General features: G+C 54.4%; 36 protein-coding genes. 21 read left to right on the top strand and 15 right to left on the bottom strand.

Annotated features, from left to right (window positions below; genetic code table 11):
- Nucleotides 1-170 precede the first annotated feature (170 nt).
- Nucleotides 171-575 carry a hypothetical protein gene (locus JMN22_RS20015; RefSeq protein WP_198795949.1) on the top strand — a complete coding sequence of 135 codons (405 nt, stop codon included), beginning with the start codon at nt 171-173 and terminating at the stop codon, nt 573-575.
- A gap of 13 nt (nt 576-588) precedes the next feature.
- Entirely contained in the window at nt 589-843 is a 255-nt protein-coding gene (locus JMN22_RS20010) for a DUF7660 family protein (RefSeq protein WP_198795950.1), read from the top strand.
- Between the two features lie 34 nt (nt 844-877).
- Here the strand turns inward: JMN22_RS20010 and JMN22_RS20005 are convergent, their stop codons facing one another.
- The 7 genes from JMN22_RS20005 to JMN22_RS19975 form a co-directional block, all read right to left on the bottom strand.
- Complete coding sequence (locus JMN22_RS20005) at nt 878-1,120, bottom strand: hypothetical protein (RefSeq protein WP_165887374.1); 243 nt, start codon at nt 1,118-1,120, stop codon at nt 878-880.
- Nucleotides 1,121-1,711: 591 nt separating this feature from the next.
- On the bottom strand, nt 1,712-2,173 hold the full coding sequence (locus JMN22_RS20000; RefSeq protein ID WP_198795951.1) for a hypothetical protein: 462 nt from the start codon (nt 2,171-2,173) through the stop codon (nt 1,712-1,714).
- A 246-nt stretch (nt 2,174-2,419) separates the two neighbouring features.
- Complete coding sequence (locus JMN22_RS19995; protein ID WP_198795952.1) at nt 2,420-2,983, bottom strand: siphovirus Gp157 family protein; 564 nt, start codon at nt 2,981-2,983, stop codon at nt 2,420-2,422.
- Nucleotides 2,980-3,714, bottom strand: a complete 735-nt coding sequence (locus tag JMN22_RS19990; RefSeq protein WP_198795953.1) for a hypothetical protein — start codon at nt 3,712-3,714, stop codon at nt 2,980-2,982. The genes JMN22_RS19995 and JMN22_RS19990 overlap by 4 nt, the downstream gene beginning before the upstream one ends.
- 161 nt (nt 3,715-3,875) lie before the next feature.
- Nucleotides 3,876-4,073, bottom strand: coding sequence for a hypothetical protein (locus JMN22_RS19985; protein ID WP_030142001.1), 198 nt, complete (start codon nt 4,071-4,073; stop codon nt 3,876-3,878).
- Complete coding sequence (locus JMN22_RS19980; RefSeq protein ID WP_165887379.1) at nt 4,070-4,261, bottom strand: hypothetical protein; 192 nt, start codon at nt 4,259-4,261, stop codon at nt 4,070-4,072. The genes JMN22_RS19985 and JMN22_RS19980 overlap by 4 nt, the downstream gene beginning before the upstream one ends.
- A complete protein-coding gene (locus JMN22_RS19975) occupies nt 4,258-4,683 on the bottom strand; it encodes a hypothetical protein (protein ID WP_198795954.1) in 426 nt (141 codons plus the stop codon). The genes JMN22_RS19980 and JMN22_RS19975 overlap by 4 nt, the downstream gene beginning before the upstream one ends.
- A gap of 594 nt (nt 4,684-5,277) precedes the next feature.
- On the opposite strand from JMN22_RS19975, the gene JMN22_RS19970 reads away from it, so the two are divergent.
- Both JMN22_RS19970 and JMN22_RS19965 read left to right on the top strand, forming a co-directional pair.
- The gene (locus JMN22_RS19970) at nt 5,278-5,589 is read left to right on the top strand and encodes a DUF1654 domain-containing protein (protein ID WP_165887381.1); all 312 of its coding nucleotides are present in this window, start codon (nt 5,278-5,280) and stop codon (nt 5,587-5,589) included.
- 90 nt (nt 5,590-5,679) lie between these two features.
- Nucleotides 5,680-6,522, top strand: coding sequence for a sce7726 family protein (locus tag JMN22_RS19965; RefSeq protein WP_165887382.1), 843 nt, complete (start codon nt 5,680-5,682; stop codon nt 6,520-6,522).
- Here JMN22_RS19965 and JMN22_RS19960 read toward each other — a convergent pair.
- The 3 genes from JMN22_RS19960 to JMN22_RS19950 all read right to left on the bottom strand — a co-directional run bounded on the left by JMN22_RS19960 (nt 6,504) and on the right by JMN22_RS19950 (nt 8,898).
- Nucleotides 6,504-7,580, bottom strand: coding sequence for a beta family protein (locus tag JMN22_RS19960; RefSeq protein WP_198795955.1), 1,077 nt, complete (start codon nt 7,578-7,580; stop codon nt 6,504-6,506). The genes JMN22_RS19965 and JMN22_RS19960 overlap by 19 nt on opposite strands.
- Before the next feature lies 1 nt (nt 7,581).
- A complete protein-coding gene (locus JMN22_RS19955; RefSeq protein WP_165887384.1) occupies nt 7,582-8,001 on the bottom strand; it encodes a hypothetical protein in 420 nt (139 codons plus the stop codon).
- Between the two features lie 87 nt (nt 8,002-8,088).
- The gene (locus JMN22_RS19950) at nt 8,089-8,898 is read right to left on the bottom strand and encodes an XRE family transcriptional regulator (protein WP_198795956.1); all 810 of its coding nucleotides are present in this window, start codon (nt 8,896-8,898) and stop codon (nt 8,089-8,091) included.
- Nucleotides 8,899-8,997: 99 nt separating this feature from the next.
- Here JMN22_RS19950 and JMN22_RS19945 point away from each other — a divergent pair, with 99 nt between their 5' ends.
- The 10 genes from JMN22_RS19945 to JMN22_RS19900 all read left to right on the top strand — a co-directional run bounded on the left by JMN22_RS19945 (nt 8,998) and on the right by JMN22_RS19900 (nt 13,970).
- Nucleotides 8,998-9,237: a YdaS family helix-turn-helix protein gene (locus tag JMN22_RS19945; protein ID WP_165887386.1), complete on the top strand. Its 240-nt coding sequence runs from the start codon at nt 8,998-9,000 to the stop codon at nt 9,235-9,237.
- A 31-nt stretch (nt 9,238-9,268) separates the two neighbouring features.
- A complete protein-coding gene (locus JMN22_RS19940; RefSeq protein ID WP_030141993.1) occupies nt 9,269-9,475 on the top strand; it encodes a hypothetical protein in 207 nt (68 codons plus the stop codon).
- Between the two features lie 19 nt (nt 9,476-9,494).
- Nucleotides 9,495-9,695 carry a hypothetical protein gene (locus JMN22_RS19935; protein WP_030141992.1) on the top strand — a complete coding sequence of 67 codons (201 nt, stop codon included), beginning with the start codon at nt 9,495-9,497 and terminating at the stop codon, nt 9,693-9,695.
- A 247-nt stretch (nt 9,696-9,942) separates the two neighbouring features.
- Nucleotides 9,943-10,848, top strand: coding sequence for a helix-turn-helix domain-containing protein (locus JMN22_RS19930; RefSeq protein ID WP_337248699.1), 906 nt, complete (start codon nt 9,943-9,945; stop codon nt 10,846-10,848).
- A 4-nt stretch (nt 10,849-10,852) separates the two neighbouring features.
- The gene (locus JMN22_RS19925; RefSeq protein WP_236010259.1) at nt 10,853-11,635 is read left to right on the top strand and encodes a hypothetical protein; all 783 of its coding nucleotides are present in this window, start codon (nt 10,853-10,855) and stop codon (nt 11,633-11,635) included.
- The gene (locus JMN22_RS19920; RefSeq protein WP_165887390.1) at nt 11,632-12,102 is read left to right on the top strand and encodes a hypothetical protein; all 471 of its coding nucleotides are present in this window, start codon (nt 11,632-11,634) and stop codon (nt 12,100-12,102) included. Before JMN22_RS19925 ends, JMN22_RS19920 begins: the two co-directional genes overlap by 4 nt.
- A complete protein-coding gene (locus JMN22_RS19915) occupies nt 12,099-12,320 on the top strand; it encodes a hypothetical protein (RefSeq protein ID WP_165887391.1) in 222 nt (73 codons plus the stop codon). Before JMN22_RS19920 ends, JMN22_RS19915 begins: the two co-directional genes overlap by 4 nt.
- Entirely contained in the window at nt 12,317-12,892 is a 576-nt protein-coding gene (locus JMN22_RS19910; protein WP_165887392.1) for a recombination protein NinG, read from the top strand. The genes JMN22_RS19915 and JMN22_RS19910 overlap by 4 nt, the downstream gene beginning before the upstream one ends.
- A complete protein-coding gene (locus JMN22_RS19905) occupies nt 12,889-13,434 on the top strand; it encodes a hypothetical protein (RefSeq protein WP_165887393.1) in 546 nt (181 codons plus the stop codon). The genes JMN22_RS19910 and JMN22_RS19905 overlap by 4 nt, the downstream gene beginning before the upstream one ends.
- 14 nt (nt 13,435-13,448) lie before the next feature.
- Complete coding sequence (locus JMN22_RS19900) at nt 13,449-13,970, top strand: hypothetical protein (RefSeq protein ID WP_337248698.1); 522 nt, start codon at nt 13,449-13,451, stop codon at nt 13,968-13,970.
- Between the two features lie 98 nt (nt 13,971-14,068).
- On the opposite strand, the gene JMN22_RS26905 is transcribed toward JMN22_RS19900, so the two are convergent.
- Both JMN22_RS26905 and JMN22_RS19890 read right to left on the bottom strand, forming a co-directional pair.
- Nucleotides 14,069-14,863 carry a type II toxin-antitoxin system HicB family antitoxin gene (locus JMN22_RS26905; RefSeq protein ID WP_432214361.1) on the bottom strand — a complete coding sequence of 265 codons (795 nt, stop codon included), beginning with the start codon at nt 14,861-14,863 and terminating at the stop codon, nt 14,069-14,071.
- Between the two features lie 55 nt (nt 14,864-14,918).
- Nucleotides 14,919-15,098 carry a type II toxin-antitoxin system HicA family toxin gene (locus tag JMN22_RS19890; RefSeq protein ID WP_030141984.1) on the bottom strand — a complete coding sequence of 60 codons (180 nt, stop codon included), beginning with the start codon at nt 15,096-15,098 and terminating at the stop codon, nt 14,919-14,921.
- Between the two features lie 135 nt (nt 15,099-15,233).
- On the opposite strand from JMN22_RS19890, the gene JMN22_RS19885 reads away from it, so the two are divergent.
- Together JMN22_RS19885 and JMN22_RS19880 are read left to right on the top strand one after the other, a co-directional pair.
- Nucleotides 15,234-15,563: a hypothetical protein gene (locus tag JMN22_RS19885; RefSeq protein ID WP_030141983.1), complete on the top strand. Its 330-nt coding sequence runs from the start codon at nt 15,234-15,236 to the stop codon at nt 15,561-15,563.
- Nucleotides 15,560-15,880: a hypothetical protein gene (locus JMN22_RS19880; protein ID WP_165887394.1), complete on the top strand. Its 321-nt coding sequence runs from the start codon at nt 15,560-15,562 to the stop codon at nt 15,878-15,880. Before JMN22_RS19885 ends, JMN22_RS19880 begins: the two co-directional genes overlap by 4 nt.
- Nucleotides 15,881-15,989: 109 nt before the next feature.
- On the opposite strand, the gene JMN22_RS26585 is transcribed toward JMN22_RS19880, so the two are convergent.
- From JMN22_RS26585 to JMN22_RS19870, 3 genes are all read right to left on the bottom strand, one after another.
- Nucleotides 15,990-16,196, bottom strand: coding sequence for a DUF6434 domain-containing protein (locus tag JMN22_RS26585; protein WP_165887395.1), 207 nt, complete (start codon nt 16,194-16,196; stop codon nt 15,990-15,992).
- Nucleotides 16,197-16,739: 543 nt separating this feature from the next.
- Nucleotides 16,740-16,946, bottom strand: a complete 207-nt coding sequence (locus tag JMN22_RS19875) for a hypothetical protein (protein ID WP_165887396.1) — start codon at nt 16,944-16,946, stop codon at nt 16,740-16,742.
- A gap of 346 nt (nt 16,947-17,292) precedes the next feature.
- Nucleotides 17,293-17,730, bottom strand: a complete 438-nt coding sequence (locus JMN22_RS19870) for a hypothetical protein (RefSeq protein WP_198795958.1) — start codon at nt 17,728-17,730, stop codon at nt 17,293-17,295.
- 82 nt (nt 17,731-17,812) lie between these two features.
- Here JMN22_RS19870 and JMN22_RS19865 point away from each other — a divergent pair, with 82 nt between their 5' ends.
- The 5 genes from JMN22_RS19865 to JMN22_RS19845 are packed head-to-tail and all read left to right on the top strand — an operon-like array spanning nt 17,813 to nt 22,693.
- Nucleotides 17,813-18,436 carry a putative metallopeptidase gene (locus JMN22_RS19865; protein ID WP_165887398.1) on the top strand — a complete coding sequence of 208 codons (624 nt, stop codon included), beginning with the start codon at nt 17,813-17,815 and terminating at the stop codon, nt 18,434-18,436.
- A gap of 32 nt (nt 18,437-18,468) precedes the next feature.
- A complete protein-coding gene (locus JMN22_RS19860) occupies nt 18,469-18,930 on the top strand; it encodes a DUF2280 domain-containing protein (RefSeq protein ID WP_030141978.1) in 462 nt (153 codons plus the stop codon).
- The gene (locus JMN22_RS19855) at nt 18,917-20,218 is read left to right on the top strand and encodes a terminase large subunit domain-containing protein (protein WP_198795959.1); all 1,302 of its coding nucleotides are present in this window, start codon (nt 18,917-18,919) and stop codon (nt 20,216-20,218) included. Before JMN22_RS19860 ends, JMN22_RS19855 begins: the two co-directional genes overlap by 14 nt.
- Nucleotides 20,215-21,633: a DUF4055 domain-containing protein gene (locus tag JMN22_RS19850; RefSeq protein ID WP_198795960.1), complete on the top strand. Its 1,419-nt coding sequence runs from the start codon at nt 20,215-20,217 to the stop codon at nt 21,631-21,633. Before JMN22_RS19855 ends, JMN22_RS19850 begins: the two co-directional genes overlap by 4 nt.
- Nucleotides 21,608-22,693, top strand: a complete 1,086-nt coding sequence (locus JMN22_RS19845; RefSeq protein WP_165887401.1) for a minor capsid protein — start codon at nt 21,608-21,610, stop codon at nt 22,691-22,693. Before JMN22_RS19850 ends, JMN22_RS19845 begins: the two co-directional genes overlap by 26 nt.
- Nucleotides 22,694-22,722: the final 29 nt, after the last annotated feature.

Here is a 22,722-nt window from a genome sequence, read left to right as displayed (position 1 = left end):
CTTCCTCCGCGAAATCATTGATCTGGCGACCTACACCGAATCTATGACTCTCTCACCCAATGGGTTTGATCTCGACTGATCCAGGCGCTCCGTGGAGATGGCGCTATGCTGGCATTTCTATAATGGGTGGGGTTGAATAGCCGACCCACGAATGGAGTACAGGACGGTTTATGCAGTTCAAGCGCGGCTTCAGCATCCTCGGTTTCGCTATGATTATCGCTATGGCGGCTGGGTGTAAGTCCTACACTGAGAAAGCAGCGGAAGGGCTACCAAACTCCGAAACCGCAGGTATTCGGGCGATAGAGAAGACGCTCACTATTGCCAGCGTAGATGGAGCAGACACCTTGTATGCGTTGTACACGCAGCGTACCGAATATCGCTTGTCGCCGGGAAAACACCGTCTGGAAGTGAAGAAGTGGACGGGAACACGAGCGACGAGGCCAATTTTTCGGGACGTTTACCTAAAAGCCGGGCGGGAGTACGGTCTCAAGTCGATGCCAAGTGAAGACTGGTGGGACTTTAAGATCGAGGATATGGAATCTGGTGAGCGGATAGATAAGCCGATCACCCCTTAAGGATGAAGCGACGATGGACCCCTACGACCTCCTGGAAGAAGTCAACGACGACCAATCTTTTCTTAGATTTGCCCATGCGCTGATGGCAGACAGAGCGGCAGCCTCAGCGGAAAGCACTGATTGGGAAGACGATACAATAGATGGTTTTTTGGAATCCGCCGTTGCGTGGGCGGAAACCAGCGACTTCGGTATCAGGCAGGGGCTTGATCCGTCTAACCCTTGGTGTCAGTTTGCGGTTTTTCTGTACTGCGGAAAGATCTATGAATGACGCATGCGTTTGAGGGCTATTGGAAAAAAAGCTCCTATTTAGCGTTAAGTGCCAAGTCCCTAAGCCTTCTCTCCGTCGCGTGGTCGAACCGGTCCAGAATTAGGTCGGCTTGATCCTCGGTGATGGCTCCCGCGCAGGTTAGGCCGATCACAAATCCGTGAGCTTTTGCACCGCTTTTGACGGCCAGGATCATCGATCCAGCGGTCTCGATGTCTTTTAGTATCTTCTCAGCAGCGCGCATCGCCCCGGCTGGTAGGTTGAAAGGTTCGTTAGACATTTGGTACTCCGCACACGCAAGTTTGCCCTTCGCCGGGCTGGGGCGTCGTCGCCCTCTGATGCCATCGACCAATTCAACGAAGCAGGGTTTCAGAAATCCTTAGCTTTTGGCGCCTGACGGGGTCGCGTTTCCGATAGGCTGCCCATCTGCCGGCTGGCACGACAAACGGCTCGCCAGCGACCTCATCCTAGGAGGAACCCAACCCGTTTGCCTAGAATCCAATTTGGAAACGGGAGGTGGTAATGGAATGAAATGCAGTTGCTGGATTTGTTGGGGCGACGCGTATCGTAAGGGCATATATGGGGATTGGGACGACCTCATCTGCCTAGCGTGCGGACATTACAAAATCAGTCGTCGTTTGTTGAAGGATTACCTAGGCAGAAAATTTGACGTCGAACGCATGCGCGACGCTTTCTTTCTCGTTCATGCTCAGGGACGCATTCCCATCGTGGATAGGTACAGCGCCATCTTTGTAGAGAAGACGCTGACGCGAGAGCCTGTTGAAGGGCTAATAGGTTGGCCTACCCGTATGGACAAGCTGAAAGTGCAACGCGTTGAGTAAGGCCATTGTCTTGGCCAGTCCAAATACAATCAGGCTGCTAGTCTGACCTGGTTCCAAGCACCGACGACGGAAAGCAGCTTCGCGGCCTGCGGTTCTTCAATTGAAACCTCGTCTGGTATCGCAAACCAGCCAGACGCCACCAGATGGTTCGGATTGCAGCTGTTGCGGAGCTCCAGGTAGTAATGCTCGATAGCATCCGTAAGACGTTCCACCTTGTAGACGCCGTCCGGCGATATCTCAACTGACTTGATGTACTCGGCTCCGCGGTCGTCTCGGCACATGCCGGCGATATAGATTGTCCAGTGGTAGGCGAAATCGAAGATTGCGTTAGCGATTTCAAGCGTTCGGATCTGGCGGCAACTTTTCCAGTTCATCATGACCTGCGTGCCGCTCGGGTCAATGTTTACCACTGCGACATGGTTGGTCCTGAGCAATGCCCGGCATTTTCGTTCGGCGCGGGCGATGTTGTTATTCGCTTTACGTTTGCTCATGGCGTCTCCACCGCTTTGCGTCTCGTCCTCCGCTTGGCGTGAGGCTGCGATTTTCGTTTCCGCTTCAGGATTGTTTCCGGGTCTATACGGGTGGATCGGGGCGGTCGTATCGGATTGAAAGGCGGTGCCTCCAATTGGACGACTCGTCCGCCCTCCTGGAGATATTTGGTGATCTGATCATCGATCGTTTCTGCATTCCGCCGCTGCAGCTCGATCAGGCTGAGGTGATTGCTAATCATCTTTGCCTCACTTAATTCGGATGGAGCTATCTCCACGTTCCAGGTGCGCCCAGGACGGTTCGGGCAGAAGTTCATGCTCGACGTCTTCACCAGCTTCGATCCGCTTCCGGACGGCGTCGTTGTGATCGCGGATTTCTTTGAGCTTGGCGGCGATAGCGTTCTTATCGGGCGCAATGCTGGTTTTCACGGCAATGAGCTCATCCGGCACGGCGTCCTCGTTGTCCACGATTACCTTCTCTTTGCCGAGGGCCAGGGTAATGGTGAAGAGGGGACGCTTAATGGTTTTGAGATTGGCCGCTTCCATGTTCCGGCGAAGGTAGTCGGTGATCTCGGCCACGCTGTTGTTCTTGATGCGCTTGAGCTCGGTGAGACGCTCAATCTCGTTTTCAATCGCGGCCACATCGCTTTCAATGTTCCGGCGCAGCATGACGACATTGTCGGCCTTCACTTCGAACTCGCCTTGGATCTCTTCCAGGGCGTGCTGTAGAGCCTCTTTAAGTCCCTCATCATCGACGTCGGCCATCGCTTGGATCTCGGCGAGCTTGCCGGAGAGTGCGTATAGCTGGGTCATGCAGCTGACTCCTCTTCGAATTTCGCAGAAAGGTCTTTCAGTTCTTTGGCGATGCGCCGGACCGCCGTATCGTCTTTACGCGCGGTCAGGCGTCGAACTGCGTGGTCATGGATCTTTTTGAGTTCTTGCAGCGACTGGGCACCTTGCATCGTCTCGACAACCGACCTGATGTAATCCAGCCGTTCTTGCTTCTGGCGTTCCTCTTCCGCGACCTTGTCTTCAGCTTTGATCATCGCTACCTCATCGCGCACCGCATCGACATAGGCGGCGTCCTCAAAGAGGCCCATGTGGATGTCGGCTGCAAACCCGAGGGGTTGGAGGCACTTGCCGATAGCATCGGTCAGCGATTTTTTCGCGGCCTCCCAATCAGTGACGATCTTCCCCTGTTGGAGATGGACGAAAGGGGTGTGGCCGTAATGCTCGACGGTGCATTTTTGGCCATCTTTGCCCACGTACCAGAGCTGAATTTTCAACGTATGCAGCTTGGCGTTAATGCGTGGAGCGTCCGGCCATTCCTTGGTGGGAGCCTGAAGAGGGCCGCCTTCGTCGAAGCGATCCTCAAGGACTGTCCAACCCCAACCCTCGCCGCACGGGCCGAACACTTCCGTGGCCTTGCGCATCAGGTAGGTGGGTTTAATGGCGGTGCCTTTGAAACCGCCCATGCCAGTGAAATTCTTTGTTGCGCTGGGATCGGTTACGTTGACCTGATCCCAGATGCGGGTATTGGACATAACTATTCTCCGCGCCACCGACGAGGGGCGCTGCGTACAGAGCTGAAGTTATTGAGTGACGCGATCAGCTAGGGCGCTGAGCAGCATTAAGAAAAAGCAGAAGGCGATGGTTGAGAAGGATCCACGCCAGATGAGAAGGCGCCTGGCGCGCTGATGGCTGGTCATCTAGGCCGAACCCTTACAGCGATTCGCCGGCCCTGCATGGTTGCTGTGAGGCGCCGTGGGAGATCTGCGACGCGCTCGTCACGACTCCGTCCGATCACCTCATTGAACGGCATGCCATAGCCGATGATGGCTATCCTGCGCTGGATGTCATCCAACTGCTCATCGATCAGCGTTTTTACCGGTGCGGTGCTCATTGCGCCTCCTTGCGCTTCCGACTGATCTTCAGCAGGCGTGCGCTGTAGTGATGGAATTCTTCGGGTGTGATCCCGCCTGACGTGAAGTGGCGGACAATCAGGCCCTCGGCGAGCGTGTCGTCTAAATCTTTGCTTTCAGACTCTTCGAGCGCTGCTAGGGCTTGGTCGATTGCGATGTGAGGACTCACAGTTCGTTGTCCTCTGCTTGAGCAATCAATGCGTCATCAGCCAGGGGCTCAAGTAGCGTTTGAGCGATCTCGCCGCGCTTGCCCAACGGGTGATCGCTCGGGCCAAGGAGCTCAGCGATCGCGTTCTTGTCGGGTCTGCCATTGTCCAAAGAGAGCATCAACCAACCCAGCGCCGGAGAATGCACCTCGCAGTCTGCGAGCCGGTTGTTCACGTGCTCATCGATAGCCAGAGCGAGCTGAGCCCTGGTTACTGTCTGGGGCCGGCGCATACGGCGTTGGACTTTAACATCCACTCCGGCCAGCAGACTTTCGACGGCGTTGTACAGCCACTCGGCTCGTGCATTTTCCCAAGTGTCGTCGCTAGTCATCGAAGGCGACTGGACGATTTTTAATGGTTGGCTGATTTTCCATGCAGCGGTCATAGAGGCCTCCGTCTGGCGAGGTGTTGAACTGAAACCTGGCTGCGGTTTGGCAGCGCGAGGAATAACTAGGAGCGCGCTGAAGAGGGCGCGCCGGATAACTTTTCAGTTGTTTTCCCAATGCACCCGGAGGTCCAGATGCATCAGTGAAAAAGCTGTATCGCTCGCGCCTCCTACCGGGTCATTCGCCAGTTCGGTCAACACCTCGTCCGCCGTCGCAGTTCTGCGCGTTGGTAGCCTTTCGGGGCTATCGGATCGCCGGTCGCCAGTAGTCGCGGCGCGATTTTCTTCACCTGACTTCCTCTCGCCCCACAGGTGTGGCCGGGGCTGACCTCCCAGCGTGAGCCGGGTAATCGTTTATGGCGCGTGTTGTTAAAGAGCAGTGGACCTGATCAGGCCCTTTTACGGCGTAGCGCCGTAGAGATGGGTAAAAATTAGCAACAGCTAATCGAGACGTCAATAGCAAATGCTAAAAATTGGATAATAAGCCGCACCCTGCCTAGAGCTCCAATTTCGTGAGCGCAGGAGGTGGTTACATTTTTATTAGACTCAGATATGCTAAATAAGCTGGTTATGCATACAGTGTTGGAGCAATCTATGGTGACTGAACCCAAGCACACCCAACCAAAACGCCAGGGAATGACCGCGATTGAGCGCCTGGGTCTGCGCATCTCTTCGTTAATCAATCATCCTGTTGCGCAGATTCAACGCAGGATTACGTTTCAGCGCTTGGATACAGAGGGAGACCAAGAATGGGACGAAGTGATGGGGCTGTTATCCGATACGCCGGGGATCACGGTGACTTTCAACAACGACGCGACAGTTACGTTGAGATGGGACGCGCGTACAGAGGATGACGTGGAGATTGAGTCGGAGTCCTTAAGGGCAATAGCTGAGCCGTTGCCTTGAGAGCGTTGTAGATAGCTGCTGGTGCCCCGAGATGCAGCGAATGTGCATTTATGGTGTATTCTTAGCGGTCAGTGGTGCGTTAAACGCACCTTGAATCTTTTCATTGTGTCAAGATTTGTTGGTGATTTTGTGATCAAGGAAAAGGCCATTAAGGCTGCTCTGATCGATTGGCTGTATGCCAAAGGGATGGTCCGAGACGCTGTGGTAATCAACGAGATGGTCGTGGCTAATTGGGCTCGACGAGCTGATATAGCGCTTGCTAACGGCAGATTATACGGTTTTGAAATTAAGAGTGCTTTCGACTCCTTAAAAAGACTGCCGGGGCAAATTGAATCGTTTAGGTGTCATTTTGACAAAGTCACAGTGGTAGCGGCTTCTAAATTTATCGCTGATATTACCGAAAGCTATCCGTCTGAAGTCGGTGTAATTGAAGTTTACCTGAAATCTGACAAGGTCGCATTTAGACAGGTGAGGGCGGGGCGGATTGATGAGGTTAAAAACTCCCAATACCTTGCTAGCCTGATAACGCGAGTGGAAATCGAAAGGCTGCTAAGGGCGGAAGGTATTTCCTTTAAGGTTGGAGCTACAAGGAAGGAGCTTCTTCAATATGTAGATTTGATCGCTATAAAGAAAATGCGTTCGTTCGCGCTATCATGTATAAAAGAGCGGTATCGAAAAACGTTTATAGCCTTTGATAAAGCCAGAGAGGCTAACGGGTCGCTAGAAAGCTTGTCATTACTAAGTCGAGGTGAAAGCCTGCGAGCTGTCCTGTCTCTATCGCAAGAAATACCACAAAGCTATTTTAGGGCAGCGGGAGGAGAGTATGAACGTAGCGTTGATACTTCAGTACTTGGCCATGAGTTTGGAGCAATACCAGAGGATATGCCCCAAACGGTTTTAGTAAGGCGGAGAAGTCAAATTAGATCGTCATAGTCTTCTTCATCGTCTATACGGCCGCTGCATCTGAAATCGATTTGTTTAGATATATGCATGTTGACTCTCGCGGCTATCCAAGCAGCAGGGGTCTTCATGCCTTCGATATTTCCTTGAGCAGCCTGTCTGATCATTTCGGCTCCCCATGTCAAATCGTCTTCGATTTCTGTATATGAAGAAATAAGCTTTTGCGCAGCGTCAATATATCCTGTTGAGTTATTCTCTGGGCGTCTTTCAAAGATCCAGGCATCGTTCAATGGATAGTCAATTCGGGGGGTGTAACGGCCTCCTCCGGTAATGTAAACGCGTGAATGTATGGAGCCATGATCCCCATAAATCGCTGCTCCTGAACCAATTGCATCATGGATCTTGGACTCGTACATGGCAATCAGGCCGCGCTTACCGCCGCTATTAGGGTCTAAAAAAGAGACTACAGACGATGGAAAGCTGGTCGCAGTGATGATTATTTCTGCATCCTCTACCTCGTCCCTTATTTCGTTTATAGTAGAAATGCATCCTGCCAAGCAGGCGGGCAGGGTATCTCTTACATATCCTGCGTCGATGATTACTACCGCGTTCTCAACGGAGTCCAAAGAGGATAACGCTGAAATTATTTTTGCGGTGTCCTCGCCAAAATTTCTGACTTTAAATGCTACTTTGTTACAACCGATTCTCTCCAGTTCCCTGGTCTGTCTGATGATCTGGGATGTTTTAGAATCAGGGGTGATTTGAATTATAGGTATAACGGGGGCATTGATTTTGCTTATAAAGTCTCTCCAATTTTTAAAATTGGTACTAGAATCTTTTAAGCGTTTGATATCTTCTGTGAGAAAAGAGGGCTCGGTTGTTAGATCCAGCATGAATGGACGGCCGGCAGTAGCGGAAACTATTTTAGATAATGGAACCTCTATGTTGGGCTGTCGAGGCCAAGCGCCTAACGTGAAAGCAGGGATAATCGCATCTTTATGATTGTTGGTGAGATTTTCATAGCCGGTAATTTCTGCAGGCCTGCTACGTAGTGCCGGGTAATAATTATAATCTTCGAAGGTTATGTCCATGTTACGCTTCCTCTGGTGACTCTAGTTCTACCTGAATACCATTCGGGGCAGGAGAATGGGGCTCTGCGGGTTTTCGCTCCCTTTTTGTCGCCTGCTGTCGTACCGTTTTTGAAATTATGTAAGCGTTGATTTCTATAATTTTGGCGTTTGCATTTTCAAGGTCGTTAACCCTGATTAGCAGCTCGGCGTATGCCTGATGAGCCTTCGTTAATTCGGACATCAATTTCCATAGAGGAATTGTTAAAAAAATTCCCACTAATAGCGCTGCCGACCAACCAGAGATTCCGAGCCAAATGGCTTTCTCGCCTGCCGACAATGTATATACGGAGAGCAAAACACCGATGATACTTAAGGAGACGCCGGCAATACCTAAGTAGATCCCGGCATTCGATTCGCTTGAGAACGGCTTGATTCTTTGCAACTGTCACCTCCTGGCATGGAAATCCTGTTTATTGCATGAATTGTTTGTTGTCTCTAGATAAGAGGGGCTGAACATACGACGTAAAGCTCACAGCTTTCGAGCATTCCAAACGAGCAGAACCTTTGCGTGGATCGTCACGTCATTGACGTGTGCTATCAAATCCTTGTTTTTTTTATTATCCGAAATAAGCCAGAAATGCTCGGCGTCCTTCATTTGCAGACGTTTTATATAGAGCAGTCCGTGCCACGTGATAACATACACGCCTTCGCCTATAAATTCGTTGACGCCGCGATCAACTATGACGGGGTCGTTGTTATTAATAGTGCCCTCCATGCTCTGGCCCCAGCCAGTGATCATCGCGAGGGCAGAAGCGGATGTATAGGTCACACCTTTCTCGCGAAGCACTTCCTCTCGGACCACAAGGTTCCGGATTGCCTCGTTATATTCCGGTGGAACTTGACCATGGCCCATCGCCGCTCTGACGTCATACTGGGGAATCAAAATTTCGTCGTTGGTTGGGCGCAGATGGGCCAAGTTTGCTGGATAAAAATTATCAAGCTCGTCATCTGGCGCTTCAGCAGCAGCAAGGATTCGGTCGCGCGCTTCGCTGGAAAATCCCGTTACCTTCGTGAGCGAATGCTTCAACTGTTCAATAGCTGAAAGCCCGGTCTTCGCATGGACAGCTGGTTCCATCGGAACCGGACTGACCAAGCTACCTGCCGGAAGGCCAATTTTGTCTTCCAGATTCGCGGCAGCCTTTTCTCCGAGGTTTCGGTGCCCATTCAGGATTTGTGACAGGTACGACGCATCAAGGCCGTATTGATTGGCGAAGTCTTTTTGGGAGGCTCCAGCCATTACGGCTTTCAGCGCCTTCACTCTCAATTGATTTATGTCCATCCCTAAATCATCGCCTCCGGTTAGCACACAGTAAATTACAGGTTGCTATTGAATAGGTCATTAGCAATTGCTAATCTTGTGAGTGCACGGAGGTACAACATGAACCTGCACGATTACATCAAGCCTTTCAACAAACAGGCACTAGAGGAATTTGCGGGCAACTGCGGCACTACGGTGGGCCAACTCAAGCAGGTTGCCTATGGCTATCGCCGGCCAGGCGCAGCCCTCGCAATCGGTATCGAGCGTGAGTCCTCTCGAGCTGTCACGTGCGAGGAAATGCGTCCAGACATCGATTGGGCATATTTGCGTAATTCTCTATCAACCAAACCAGCTGCGTAACCTTTCAAAGCAACCAAGGAGTTTTGCACCGATGGGATTTAAAGACCCCCTCAACCAACGCAGAGACATCGCTCGCAAGATTCGTCTCTATCCGCTCTTGGATCGGCAACTGCAACGTGCCGCCGACAAGAGCCGCCGCGAGTACGCAACCTACCTATTCGAGATGCTTGAGTGGGCCGCCGTAAACGGCGCCATCGAAGCGCTGATGCCGGAGGATTTGAAGGATATCGCGGGCTAGAGGCCCTCAGGAGGGCACGATGCAATTTACTGAAGAGAACGTGCCGCCCGAGATCCGAGCCAAGGTTCATCGACTCATGGAAGCAAGAGGGTGGACGTTCGAAGAGGCGGTGAACGAGATCCTGCTTGAGGCAATCGCCTCAGGCGCAACGGCCTTCGTTGGAAGGCGTAAAGCACCAGTTTTGACCCTGGTGGGACTGAAGAGGCCCTCAACTGGATAGTTTGAGGCCCTCACTTAGGGCCTGAAGAGGGACTCACTTTCCTCCAGACGTAAAAAAACCACCGGACAGGGTGGTTTTTCACAGCGGTACAACACGAAGCAGAGCAAATGATGCGCTATCCAAATCACTCGATCAATACCCCGGCCAATGTCGCGACACATATTGGCGGTGACGAAAAGGTGTCGCGTAGAACCCTGAACAGTGGCTTGCGTCCGGTTACCCAAGGCCGGGCATTGCGAGGTGCAGCGTGAGCATGGGACTTATGGTGGCCGCGATGAAGATCCGCGTTGGCAATCCGTTGCGCAAACTGGTGCTAATCAAACTGGCGGACAACGCCAGTGACCTGGGGGAGTGCTGGCCTTCGTACCAGCACATTGCTGATCAGTGCGAGATCAGCAAGCGCTCTGTCATGAACCACATAGCCGCGCTCTGTGCTTGTGGTTTGCTGCGCAAGGAAGTCAGAAAGGGTGGCCCAAAGGGTAACTCTTCAAACGTCTACTACCTCACCCTAGGTGGTGAACCTCCTGCACCAGGGGTAGTGCAAGAGATTCACCAGGGTAGTGCAGCAGATGCACCCCCTAGTGAATTTGCTGCACCAGGGGGTAGTGCAGGAGCTGCACCCAGAACCAGTCACTCTTTTGAACCAGTCAATGAACCGGTCATTGAACCAATTGCGACCCAGGCTGCGGCCAAGGTCGCGAAGGGCCAAATCGTTCCGTTCACTCCCCAGCAACCGCGGTGCGAGATTCCCGCCGACATGCCAGGGCCAAAAGACCAGTCCTGCAAAACCTTCAAGGCTTGGGCGAACTACGCCATGGCCTACCGCAAGCGGTACGACGCATGGCCGGTGTGGAACGCCAAAGTCGCAGGGCAGGTCGGCAAGCTGGTTGACCGCCTTGGGGCCGATGTCGCTCATCACGTCGCCGCGTACTTCCTGACCATCGACGACTCGCGGTTGATCAACGGCTGCCACGGCATCGGTGACCTGCTCACCAAGGCTGAGGCCTACCACACCCAGTGGACAACCAATCGCCGGATGAACCTGACCACGGCTCAGCAGATCGAGCGCAAGCAAGCCAACCTCGCCGCCGGCCAGGACGCTGCTCGCCGGATCATGGATCGCGAAAGGAGGAAAGCCAATGAGTTCATGTGAGCGCATGACCTCCGACCAGATCGCGCAGCTGGCCCTGGCAATCACGGCCACTGCCGAAGTGCTTGGTCAGACCCTGACCGCAGACGCGGCTGAAATGATGGCTGACGATCTTTCGGAATACCCCGTCCCGGTGGTCGCTAGTGCTCTGAAATCCTGCCGACGGGAGCTGAGCGGAAAGCTGACCTTGGCCGCCATCCTCCAACGCGTCCAGGCTGCCGACGGTCGTCCTGGCAAGGACGAAGCCTGGGCCATCGCGATAGCCACCAGTGATGAATTTGAGACCGTGGTGCTTACCGATGAGATCCAGCTTGCCCTGGCCGCTGCGAAGCCTGTCCTCGACGCCGGGGACAAGATCGGTGCCCGGATGGCGTTCATCAGCGCCTACGAGCGTTTGGTGGGCCAGGCCCGAGAAGAGGCTAAGCCGGTTAACTGGCATGTCTCTGTGGGCTTTGACGCGAGCCGTCGAATCCAGGCAATCACCAAGGCGATGCAGATGCAGCGCATACCGCAGGAGCGGGGACAGAAGTATCTCGCTGACCTTAGTGTTGAACCGATTACCGAGGACGGACGCGCCTTGGCCGGGTTGATCACTGGAGCAGTAGCCCAACCGGCGCCGAAGCTGCGCGAGAAGCTAGGAATGGTGAAGAAGTCGATGTTGAAAATGCGGGCGGCAAACGCCGAGAAGCAGGATGAAATGCGGATTGAGGCAGCAAGTGAGTTGGCGGATCGCCGGGCATTCTTGATGCAGCAAGTCCAGGAGTTGGAAGCGAGGAGGGCGGCTCAATGACCGACAGAATCAGCGTCAATTGCCAATCCAAACTCACCGAGGCAATCACCAGCCTGACCACTATGTACCGTGAGAAAAAGTACGTGGTCGTGTCCCTTCGCCCAGGAAAGGACCGGACTTTGCACCAGAACGCCCTTTGGTTCGCGATGTACAAGCGGATTGCAGAAATGACCGAGATCGGCGATGCGGCAGACGCTCGTCGGTACTGCAAGCTGCACTTCGGCGTGCAAATCCTGCTCAACGAAGACGCCGGCTTTCAAGCGGCGTGGTACCGGGTTATGCGTCACCTGCCTTACGAGGAAAAGCTCGCAATGATGGGCGACCACAAGTTGTTCGGTCCTGACGGCTTTCCAGTGACAAGCCTGTTCAACCGTGCCCAGGGCATCGCCTACACGGATCGCATCGCCACGTATTTCACGCGTCAAGGCGTGGTGTTCTCCGACTTGTTGAGCGAGGAGGCGGCATGACGACTTTCGAGGAAATCAGCCGGTGCCCAGCTGCCAACCACCGATTCTGGTCGGAAAGGGCTCGTTTCAATCTTGCCTGCTATCGATACAACGGAGCGAGCTTGGCAGATCGCCGATTGGAGCGCGCCGGGTTCCTTAGCAATATGGCTCATCGCCGCGCGCAGACATACCTGATGCGGATGGAGGCGCCGATGGACCTATTCGAGGTGGTTGCATGATTGCAAAGCAGCCCAAGCCGAAGAAGTGCAAGAACCCTGCATGCGGCGTCAGCTTTCCGCCAAGACGTTTAGGCCAAGTGGTTTGCAGCCCGGCATGTGCAGTCGCTTTGGTCCAAGTCAAACGGGAGCAGGAACGTAAGTCACTGGCCCAGCTAGAGCGCCGAGCGATCAAAGCCGCCAAGGAGCGAATCAAGTCACGCTCTCAGCACATGAAGGAAGCGCAGGTCGCGTTCAATGCCTGGGTTCGACTGCGCGATGCAAGGCTTCCCTGCGTGAGCTGTGGCCGGCACCACAACGGGCAATGGCACGCAGGTCATTACCGCACAGTTGGAGGCAGCCCCGAGCTTCGCTTTGAGCCGCTGAACGTCTGGCGTCAGTGCGCGCCGTGCAACAACCACCAGTCCGGCAACATCGTGAACTACCGAATCGAGCTGGTGAAACGGATTGGCGAAGAAAAGGTGGCTTGGTTAGAAGGGCCTCATCAGCCCCGCAAGTACACCATCGAAGAGTTGAAGACCATCAAGGCCGAGTATCGAGCAAAGGCCAGAGAACTGAAGAGGGCCGCAGCATGACCTATCGCAACGTTATTTCCGCAGTCGTCCGGGCGTTGGCCGCCGAAACCATCAGCTCAGCAGGGGGATGCGACTTTGAACCCAAAGTGCAAAGTGATAAGCACACCGGCGAGATGGTGGGTAGGGATGCGGCGTTTCTCACTGACTGCTGGGTATTTGGACGACTTCATAGATCTCTTTCGCCCGCGCAATGGCGTGTACTCGTGGCGAAGTACTCCACCCACACCGAGCGCAAACACACCGCCATCGCTGAGCTGACAAAGACTGTGCGCTCACCAGCACCTGAGCGATTTAGACATTGTGCGATCGTTACTTGGGCGTTACCCAAGCCAGCTGGAGTCTGTGGCAAACGTTCGACAACCGTGCTGCCAGCAGCGTGGTACGAGATGGATAATTGGTCCGAAGAGCCTCATCCGATCAAGACGCAGGAGCGGTGGCGGAGGGATATACGTAAGGCGCTGGAGCGCGAAGTTGATGAGGCTTTAGTTGCTGCCCAAACGCTGTTGGATGCTGAGGGACTTATTGAAACAAAAGCCGCTTGACTTGACTTGAGCCAATGAGCCATTATTTACCCATCCTGCCGTTCCTGCGTATTGATAGGGATGATAGAAAGAGCCCAGCCATAGATGCTGGGCTTTTTGTTTTTAAGATTTACTGGTTGATAGGTTGGACTGCTAAAATCCGGGCTCAAATTTCGAACCTTGAGATGGATCTTATGCGGCAATTCTTTGCTATGACCTTTGGCGGCCTGACCCCGAGCTATTACGCCCGACAGCTTTTTTTCGGAGCGCTGTTCGCGGCGTTCTTCATCTACATGAAGTCGCGGTCTCCATCTGGGATTGATTTTGCCAACACATCCCTTGCGGTAGTTAGTACCCTGTTGTACCCCTACGCACGATTCGTGTACGAAAGTGTGGTGGGATTCATCATGGGGGGGAATGTGTTCTTCGTGAATGCCTTGCTGATGCTCGCTACCAAGATAATCACGATGTTCGTCTGCTGGTTCCTGGCAATTTTTATCGCGCCTTTAGGGCTTCTATACCTCTACTGGTACCACAGTCGCCAGCCATCCAATTGATACCCAATAAGCCCGGCCATCAAGCTGGGCTTTTTATTGGCTGCTCGTCGAGACCAGCAACTCCATTCCAAGCGCCGCCTCTCACCTAGGTGGATCGCTTACGTCTTCTTAGGTAGACCTAACAAGTTGCGATATGCGGCCTCGTCTAATTGGTAGACGTCACCGGCGGTTAGCTCCAACCATTTTTTATCTGGGGCCATTCCGCTCGGCATGGACGAGTAGTTGAAGAGGATTCCTGCGTCTGCGTTTTTGCCTTTGAATGAAAAGGATGGATACGCCCAATATCTGAAATGATCCTTAATGACTTGTGCGAGAGCGCTGCGTAGTGCTTCGGGCGCGCCTTCAGACGCAAGGGTATTCAGCACAATGTCGTTCGCTTCTTCTGTACTGATACGTGGGTCGTGATGAGCCCATAGGCGAAGCTTGTCGAAGTCGCGACCATGCTTGTGAGGGGCATAGAAGAATCGCATCGATTGATAGGGCGCAGGTGCTGACAGTCCTAGATGCTTCAGAGCATCTTCCACCTGTTCAATTTTGGATGTGTGTAGGAAATCGACGAGTCGGTCACTCTGGACCTGATGCACGCCGAGCAGGCGACGCAAGTCAGCCTTACGCATGTCGCGCTCCATCATCGCATTCCACAATGTGATTTTAGCCACGGTGACAGCAGGCAAACGAACCACATACTCACCAGGCTCTGGACCAGAAGCAGCAGGTATAGCCCTTCGCTCGTCGACATAAAGAGAGAGAGTGGTTTCTATGGCGTCTACAGCTTCTGATAAGGCGTGAGTTCGATTGTCACCGAAGCTATTCAGTTCTGGTAAGTCACGGCAAAAAACGGCAACGCCTGGAGCGCTGCCGTCCTGTTCGAGTCGGACTGCATAGTCGTACATGGTCACTCCCCTTGGAGGTGATCGTTCAGCATTCAGATTGTGGTGCAGGGGCTCTTCAGAGCCCCAATTGTTTAATGATCGCCTTGCGGGTCGGTTCTGGCATTTCCTTACTACCATGATCCGCGAAGGTGGTCTTCTTGCCGGTCGGCGCGGTGATCTTGAAGTGACTTCCCTTGCCTGCTTCAAAGGTCACGCCTTGGGTCTTTAGCCATCTTCTGAATTCGCTGAACTTCATCACCTCGCCTCGTTGTTTGGATGGCTTCATCCTACAACATTTTTGTAGTAACACAACACTTTTGTTTTATTTTCTTCGGGGCTCTGCCCGGGGCCGGCGCAGGCCTTTTTTACATGCACAATCGGAGTCGAGCGCATGGAGTATCTAAATCGCCTGCTCGAGAAGATCGATTGGGTGATAGCGGGCCTCATTGGAGCCGTGGTTGCGAGCTGGTGGCATAAAGACGATCTGACCAATTGGCGCGCCTGGACGATTTTCCTCCTGACTGGCGTGGCCTGTGCTCTGTACCTAACGGGGATGGTCAGCGACAAGCTTGGTGTCACTGAGCCCAACAACGTTGCCGGTGTTGGCTTCCTTCTGGGCACCTTCGGCGGGTCACTCATGGCGGCGGTTCATCGAGCTATTAAGGCCGCTGACCTATGGGCGCTGTTACGCCAGCGGTTCGGGGGAGGTAATCCGCCATGAATCTTGAGCTGATCAATTCGGTCGCCTGCGGTTTCATCGCGGCCTGGGCATTCTGGTGCGTAGTGAGCGGGAAGGTGAGGGACGGCATCCTTGGAAAGCTGATCTACTCGACGATTGCCATCAGCGCCTACGTGGTCACCACTGGGCATAACAGCTTCTTGTTTGGCCCGACGGTTGCCGGCCTGACCCTGCACATCGCCTTGGCGTCGGCCGGAATCCGTCACCTTTTCATGGTCACGTATTGGCAACGGGTAAGGGCTTGGCTCTGTCGGCGCCTGAACTGTGAGCATTGTGCGGGCTGTGACAAGGCGCGGTAGGTCGCATCCCGCAGCGAGGACGTTTGTGCGCGTTAGCTAGCCCGATAGCTAAGCTGAATAATGCCGAGCCCCAGCGCAGCGAGAGCAAAAGTAACCGGATGGTCACCGCTTACTGATGGAGTCTGTTCCATTCGTCTGCGATATCACCCATTGTTGGAGGTTTCGCATTTTTGATCCAGGCCATAAAAGGCCGGTCAAACTTGAATGAATTCCCACATTGCGAAACCAGGAAGCGGCGAACGCTCTGGGTATTTCGGTAGTCGTTATCGATAGGGGTGGCGCGCGTGATAGGACCCGAATGCCAATCGAATGCCACGTTTCACTCCTTTGATTTATACCCGTTCCTGTCAATCTACAATGACAATTGCATTCTCGATACGCGCTTACGAATTACCGTAACCAAGGTACGACTCTAGACTAAACGCTCGCGTTCAGAGATTCACGGATACTGTGAATAGCGTACGAAAGCTCATGCTCTACCTCGTGAAGCCCTCGGTTCCACATTGCGCTGTAAGGACTAGTATCAGTTCTCATTCGGAAGTTAGAGGACGTAGCCCTAACAGCTGGGCCGAAAAAAAACTGCTCCAAGTCGGTTTTTGGAGATTTCTTGCGCGAGAGAGTCTCATATTTTGCAGCTTCTTTAATCTCTCCTTTCGGTTTGGTAAGCCGAGCCTTCAAGAGATCAGTGCTATTTGAGGAGAGTCTCAACTTATCGGCGGCGTCGTCAACCAAGCTCCGAGCCTCGTCATGCCATCGTTGTAGCTCCGTGATAATTGCCACAGCTTCGTTATGGTCGAGCCCCATTCGTTCCTCCAATTTTTCTCGGACGGCGTGCCGCCGGTAGATCGGCACGGATGGATTACTTCACTTTCAGAGCTTCCTGAATTAGATCAGCGTACGCAGATAGATTGCCAAGCTCCCACTGGAGTTGGTTCCCGCCGGTAGCATTCAAAACTCGTGATTGGATCAGCGTCAGCGCTGCTGCCACCGCCAAATCTCGCTGAGCTTCAGGGGAGCCGACGCTCATTCCGGTGTCTTTACGTAGATTTTTAAAATTGTCAGACATTTTGCTTTCCTTGCATTGAGTTGAGCCTCATAAATACCGGCATCGTGCTATCACTGCAAGCGCTAACGCGAATCCTCCAATCAGCGGATCGCGCAATGTGAGCTGGACAGCCTTACCTACCGTCGTCTTCGTACTGACGGAGAAGACTCTCCAAGAGAACTTCAACCTCGCCCAGCGGTAGCTTAGCTTTCAGTGCTGCCATAGTTTCTGAAGCGCTGCTGACGGCCATTGCTTCATCACGCCCAGTTCGGGAGGCCCACTCTCTAGCTGCACGCAGTATGGACTGTTCATCTAGCATCCTATCCACCGCTGTGTCCTCGTTGATTGCAGCGATGCGCTAACCGAATCAGAATTTGAACACCACGTTCGCGCTGACCAGAAGCTGATCGTTGATCGTGACCTTACAAGCTCGACCTGTTTCAGTTTTGTTATCCCGTGCTAAGACAGGATCACACTGCAGGAACACCTTTTTCCCTTGGTAGTCCCGTTGTACACCTGCTGTGGTCTTACTGGCAGGTTCTTTCATGAATTTCCGGTTCCACGGGCCAAAATAGATCTCTGGCTCGCCACCGCCGAAGAAGCCCGACTCGGGAGTGGCACATATGGTGCCCTCCATCCTCTCTCCATCGATGATGTTCGCATCCGTGTAGCAGGAAATCAGGCCTTTGCCAGTAATAATGTCTGCTGGTCCTCTATTCACCCAAGTCGGAGCGGAAACGCATCCGGAGAGTGTGACTGAGGCGAGTGTCATTGCTGTGAAGGCGAGGCAACGGGAATATTGCATTGCGGCAAGTGTCCTTACTTTTTTTTGAAATGGCCGGACACCAATACCGCCAATCAGCGACTCTTTCAACCTCAAGGTGACTATGGAAAGGCCATATCCTCCAATGTCGCTCTTTGAGTTGGCCGAGCTATCTAGCTTCGGTATTCGGCTTGTTCCAGCACCTGAAGTGTGGGAATGGCTCCAAGTTGAAATCCTTGCCGACACCGGCAACATCCACAACCAAGACCACGCCCACCTATTGGATGCAGACATCCGGATCATGTGGGCCTCGTCATCCTTCGAGAAGCAAGGGCGCACAGTCCTGGGCCAGGCAGAGCAGGTCGCATTCCGTACCGGTGGCTGGCAGAAGGCGCGGATGGAGCAGCAGATGCGGGATTGGTTCGGCGAAGTACCGGGTTTCATCATCACTCTGGCCGCCGACTACTGCGCCCAGTGCAGCGACCTAGAGTTCTGCGCACTCATCGAACATGAGCTGTATCACCTAGCTCACGCGACCGACAAGTACGGTCAACCAGCATTCACTCAAGACGGTAAGCCGAAGATAAAGCTTCGAGGCCACGACGTGGAAGAGTTTGTCGGTGTGGTCCGCCGCTACGGCGCTACGCCTGACGTTCAAGCTCTGGTGGATGCTGCAAACAACCCTGCCGAGGTGGGGAAACTGAACATAGCGAGGGCCTGCGGAACCTGTCTCCTCAAGTCGGCCTGACACTTGACCAGACTTTGACGGAATAAACCCATATGGCAGCCCTGAAAGATGAGGTAAAGCGCTTCATTGTGCAGTCCCTTGCCTGTTTCGATACGCCAAGCCAAGTGGCGCAAGCAGTCAAGGACACCTTCGGCCTCGAGGTAAGCCGCCAGCAATGCGAGTTCTACGACCCCACGAAATACGCAGGGCGAGACCTAAGCCTGAAGTGGCGAACGGTGTTTGAGGACACTCGCAAGCGCTTCCGGGAAGAGACAGCAGAGATCCCCATCGCCAACCGAGCGTTTCGCCTCCGCGCCTTGAACCGCTTCGTAGAAAAGGCCGAGAGCATGAAGAACATCAGCCTCGCGATGCAGATCCTGGAGCAGGCGGCGAAAGAGACGGGCGATATGTACGTCAACCGCTCGCGTAAGGAGGAGCCGGACGACGAGCCGGCGGTTCCCACTCGTATCCAGGTGGACGTAGTGGATGCGAGGAAGCCGAATGCCGAGCCTTAACGTTCCCCAGGCTCAGTTCCTCACGTTGCCCCACAAGTTTCGCGCTTTCGTTGCTGGGTTTGGCTCTGGCAAGACCTGGGTGGGTTGCTCTGCACTGAGTAAGCACTTCATGGAATGGCCGAGCGTAAACGCTGGCTACTTCGCACCGACGTATCCCCAGATCCGAGACATCTTCTATCCGACCATGGATGAGGTGGCCTATGACTGGGGACTGAAGACCAAGATCAACCAGGCGAACCATGAGGTTCACATCTACAGTGGTCGGCAGTACCGGGGAACGGTGATTTGCCGGTCGATGGAGAAGCCTCAAACCATCGTCGGCTTCAAGATCGGCCATGCGCTAGTAGATGAGCTGGATGTGCTGTCGTCCGTTAAGGCGCAGCAGGCTTGGCGAAAGATCATCGCGCGGATGCGGTATAGCGTTCCTGGGTTGAAGAACGGGGTAGACGTCACCACGACGCCCGAGGGCTTCAAATTCGTCTATCAGCAGTTCGTGAAGCAGCTACGCGAGAAACCAGCGCTGAACGGCATGTACGGTCTGGTCCAGGCGAGCACATTCGACAACGAGCTGAACCTGCCAGACGACTACATCCCGTCGCTGATGGAGTCGTATCCCGAGCAACTGATCAGGGCCTATCTGAACGGCCAGTTCGTGAACCTGACATCCGGATCGGTGTATCACGCCTACGACCGCAAGCTGAACCAGTGCTTCGACACCGTGCAGCCTGGAGAGCCTCTGTTCATCGGTATGGACTTCAACGTCGGCAAGATGGCGGCGATTACCCACGTCAAGCGCGACCAGGGCCTGCCCAGAGCAGTCGATGAGCTGATAGATGGCTACGACACGCCGGACATGATCCGCCGCATCAAGGAGCGGTACTGGGAGCACAACGGTAACGACTTCAGGAAGACCTGCGAGATTCGAATCTACCCGGACGCCTCCGGAGATTCTCGCAAGTCGGTCAATGCCAGCATGACGGATATTGCCATGCTCAAGCAGGCAGGCTTCACGGTCATTGCTCCCGCGGCTAACCCACCAGTGAAAGACCGGATCAACGCCATGAACGCCATGTTCTGCAACGCCCAAGGCGAGCGGAGGTACTTGGTTAATCCGTTCAAATGCCCGACCTATGCCGACGGTCTGGAGCAACAGGTTTGGGCAGCCAATGGTGAGCCTGACAAAACACAAGGAAACGACCACGCCAACGACGGCGGCGGTTACTTCATTCACCGCGAATACCCGATCGTTAAACCGGTCACTTCAATGAAAATGGGATACGCCCGATGAGTAACGACGTCTCCTTCAAACGTGCGGATTATCTGGAGGCGTTGGACCGCTGGGCGACCGTACGCGACGTCTGTGCCGGCCAGCACCGAGTAGTGGATCGCTTGCCGTATATCAACGCTCACGACAAGTCGCCGGAGAACGTGGACCGAAACAAGGCTTATCGCGAGAGAGCCGTGTTCAAGAACGCGACCGGGCACACGCGCAACGGGCTACTCGGTTTGGCGTTCCACAAAGACCCGACACTGACCGTTGCGCAGAAGCTTGAGTACCTTCAGGACAATGCCAACGGCTCCGGCGTCAGCATCTATCAGCACTCCCAAGGCACGCTAGAAAAGGTGCTTGAGGCTGGCCGGCATGGTCTGTACGTCGATTACCACCCCGATGATGGCATCGGCGGTCGGGCGGTCATTCTCTCGTACTGCGCCGAGGACATCATCAACTGGCGTACCGGGATGGTGAACGGTCGCAGTGTGCTCACCTTGGTTGTGCTGCGGGAGTGGCCCGAAATCGAAGATGGTTTCGGCTTCAAGGTAATCGAGCAATATCGAGAGCTGGCCCTTGAGGGGGACGGTTTCGTCTGTCGTGTATGGCGAAGATCCGGGCCAAAGGGCGGCGGGCCGCTGGCTGTGATTGAGGAGTTCAAGCCTGCGGGCGGTAACGGACGCCTGAAGGAAATCCCATTCACCTTTGTCGGTGCGCAGAACAACGACCCGAGCATTGATGAGTCGCCCCTGTACGACATCGCCATGATCAACCTTGGCCACTATCGGAACAGCGCTGACTACGAAGACAGCGTCTTCTGGTGTGGACAAGCTCAGCCCTGGATTTCCGGCCTGGATGAGCAGTGGCGCGATTGGATGGAGACGAGCGGCGTCTATGTCGGTTCCCGCGCTCCGATGATGTTGCCAGTTGGTGGAGCATTCGGCTATGCGCAGCCACAGCCGAATACGCTGGTGAAAGAGGCGATGGCCGACAAGAACCAAATGATGATCGAGCTCGGTGCTCGCATGGTTGTGGCGTCGCTCACAGCCAAAACAGCGACTGAATCCCGGGGCGACCAGTCTGCATCGACGTCGGTCCTAGCCGGTTGCGTGGCAAACGTCAGCGAAGCCTATACCCAGGCGATTATGTGGTGTTGCCAGTACATGGGGGTAAGTGATGCGAAGGTCAGCTATCAGATCAATCAAGAGTTCGTCGAGCTGACGGCTGATCCTCAGATGATCACCGCGCTGGTTGGGCTATGGCAGAACGGCGGCTTCGCCAAATCCGACCTACGAGCCTATCTCCGCAAATTGGGCCTTATCGCACCAGAGCGCACCGATCAGCAGATTGACGGGGAGCTGCTGGAGCAGGCCGATGGCCTTGGCCTGGATGACGAGGAACAAATAAATGGCGGCAAACCAAGCGATCCTTGATGCCACGGTTCGGCACGCTGTCTTTCTCGAAAAGCTCAAGGCCGGAGAAGTCGGCAAATTCGCTCCGTTCCTCAAGGAGATCGACCGATCGATCCGCGACCGACTCACGCGTAGCGACCTCTCCGAATACAACGTCAGGCGTCTGGAGGCGCTGCTCAAGGAGGTCGATAGCCTGTTGCTGGGCATATTCGATCGCTTCAGCAATCAGCTGAATCTCGACTTGGTGGATATCGCCAATTACGAAAGCGAGTTCGAGGTGACAAGCCTCGCCAGATCCGCGCCGGTCGGCGTGGCCTTGGACGTTGTTACCCCGACAGCAGCTGCGATCCGTACAGCGGTGCTGACAAACCCTCTCAGCGTGCGCGGCACGGGTGGCGGAAAGCTGTTGAAATCCTTCATCAAGGGTTGGGCTGCGGCTGAGCGAGAGCGCGTCACTGGCGCGATACGCCAGGGCTTCTTCGAAGGGCTTACGAACTTCCAGATCATCCGCAACATTCGCGGTACCAAGGCGACGGACTACAAAGACGGCATTCTCGCAATCACCAATCGAAACGCGAGCACAGTGGTGCGCACAGCGATCCAGCACGTCTCGTCGCAGGCGCGCATGGAGGTGGCACGGGCCAATACGGACGTCGTGACGGAAGTCGAAATGGTTGCCACGCTGGACAGCAAGACAAGTCAGCAATGCCGATCCATGGATAAGCGGCGTTTCCCGGTCGATTCTGGGCCGCGTCCGCCGTTCCACCCGAACTGCCGAACCACCTTCATTCTACTGACCAAGCTCAGTGAAACCTTCGGTAAGGGCGCTACACGGGCCGCTGTGGGTGCGGACGGAGCAAGGCAGGTCAGTGCAAGCCTCGACTATTACCATTGGCTCCAGCAGCAGCCTGCTTCGTTTCAGGACGTGGCGTTAGGTCCGGCGCGAGGCAAGCTCTTTCGTGAGGGCGGTCTGACCATCAAGCGCTTTGCGGAGTTGCAGCTAGATCGCAACTTCGCGCCTATGACCCTGGCGCGCATGAAGGAGTTGGAGCCGTTAGCATTCGAGCTGGCGGGAATCTGATATAGGATTGTGGTTCATATCAAGGAGCC

The sequence above is a fragment of the Pseudomonas sp. HB05 genome, assembly GCF_016756915.1.
GTDB classification, from domain to species: Bacteria; Pseudomonadota; Gammaproteobacteria; order Pseudomonadales; family Pseudomonadaceae; genus Aquipseudomonas; species Aquipseudomonas alvandae.
This window is presented reverse-complemented; position numbering and strand designations above follow the sequence as displayed.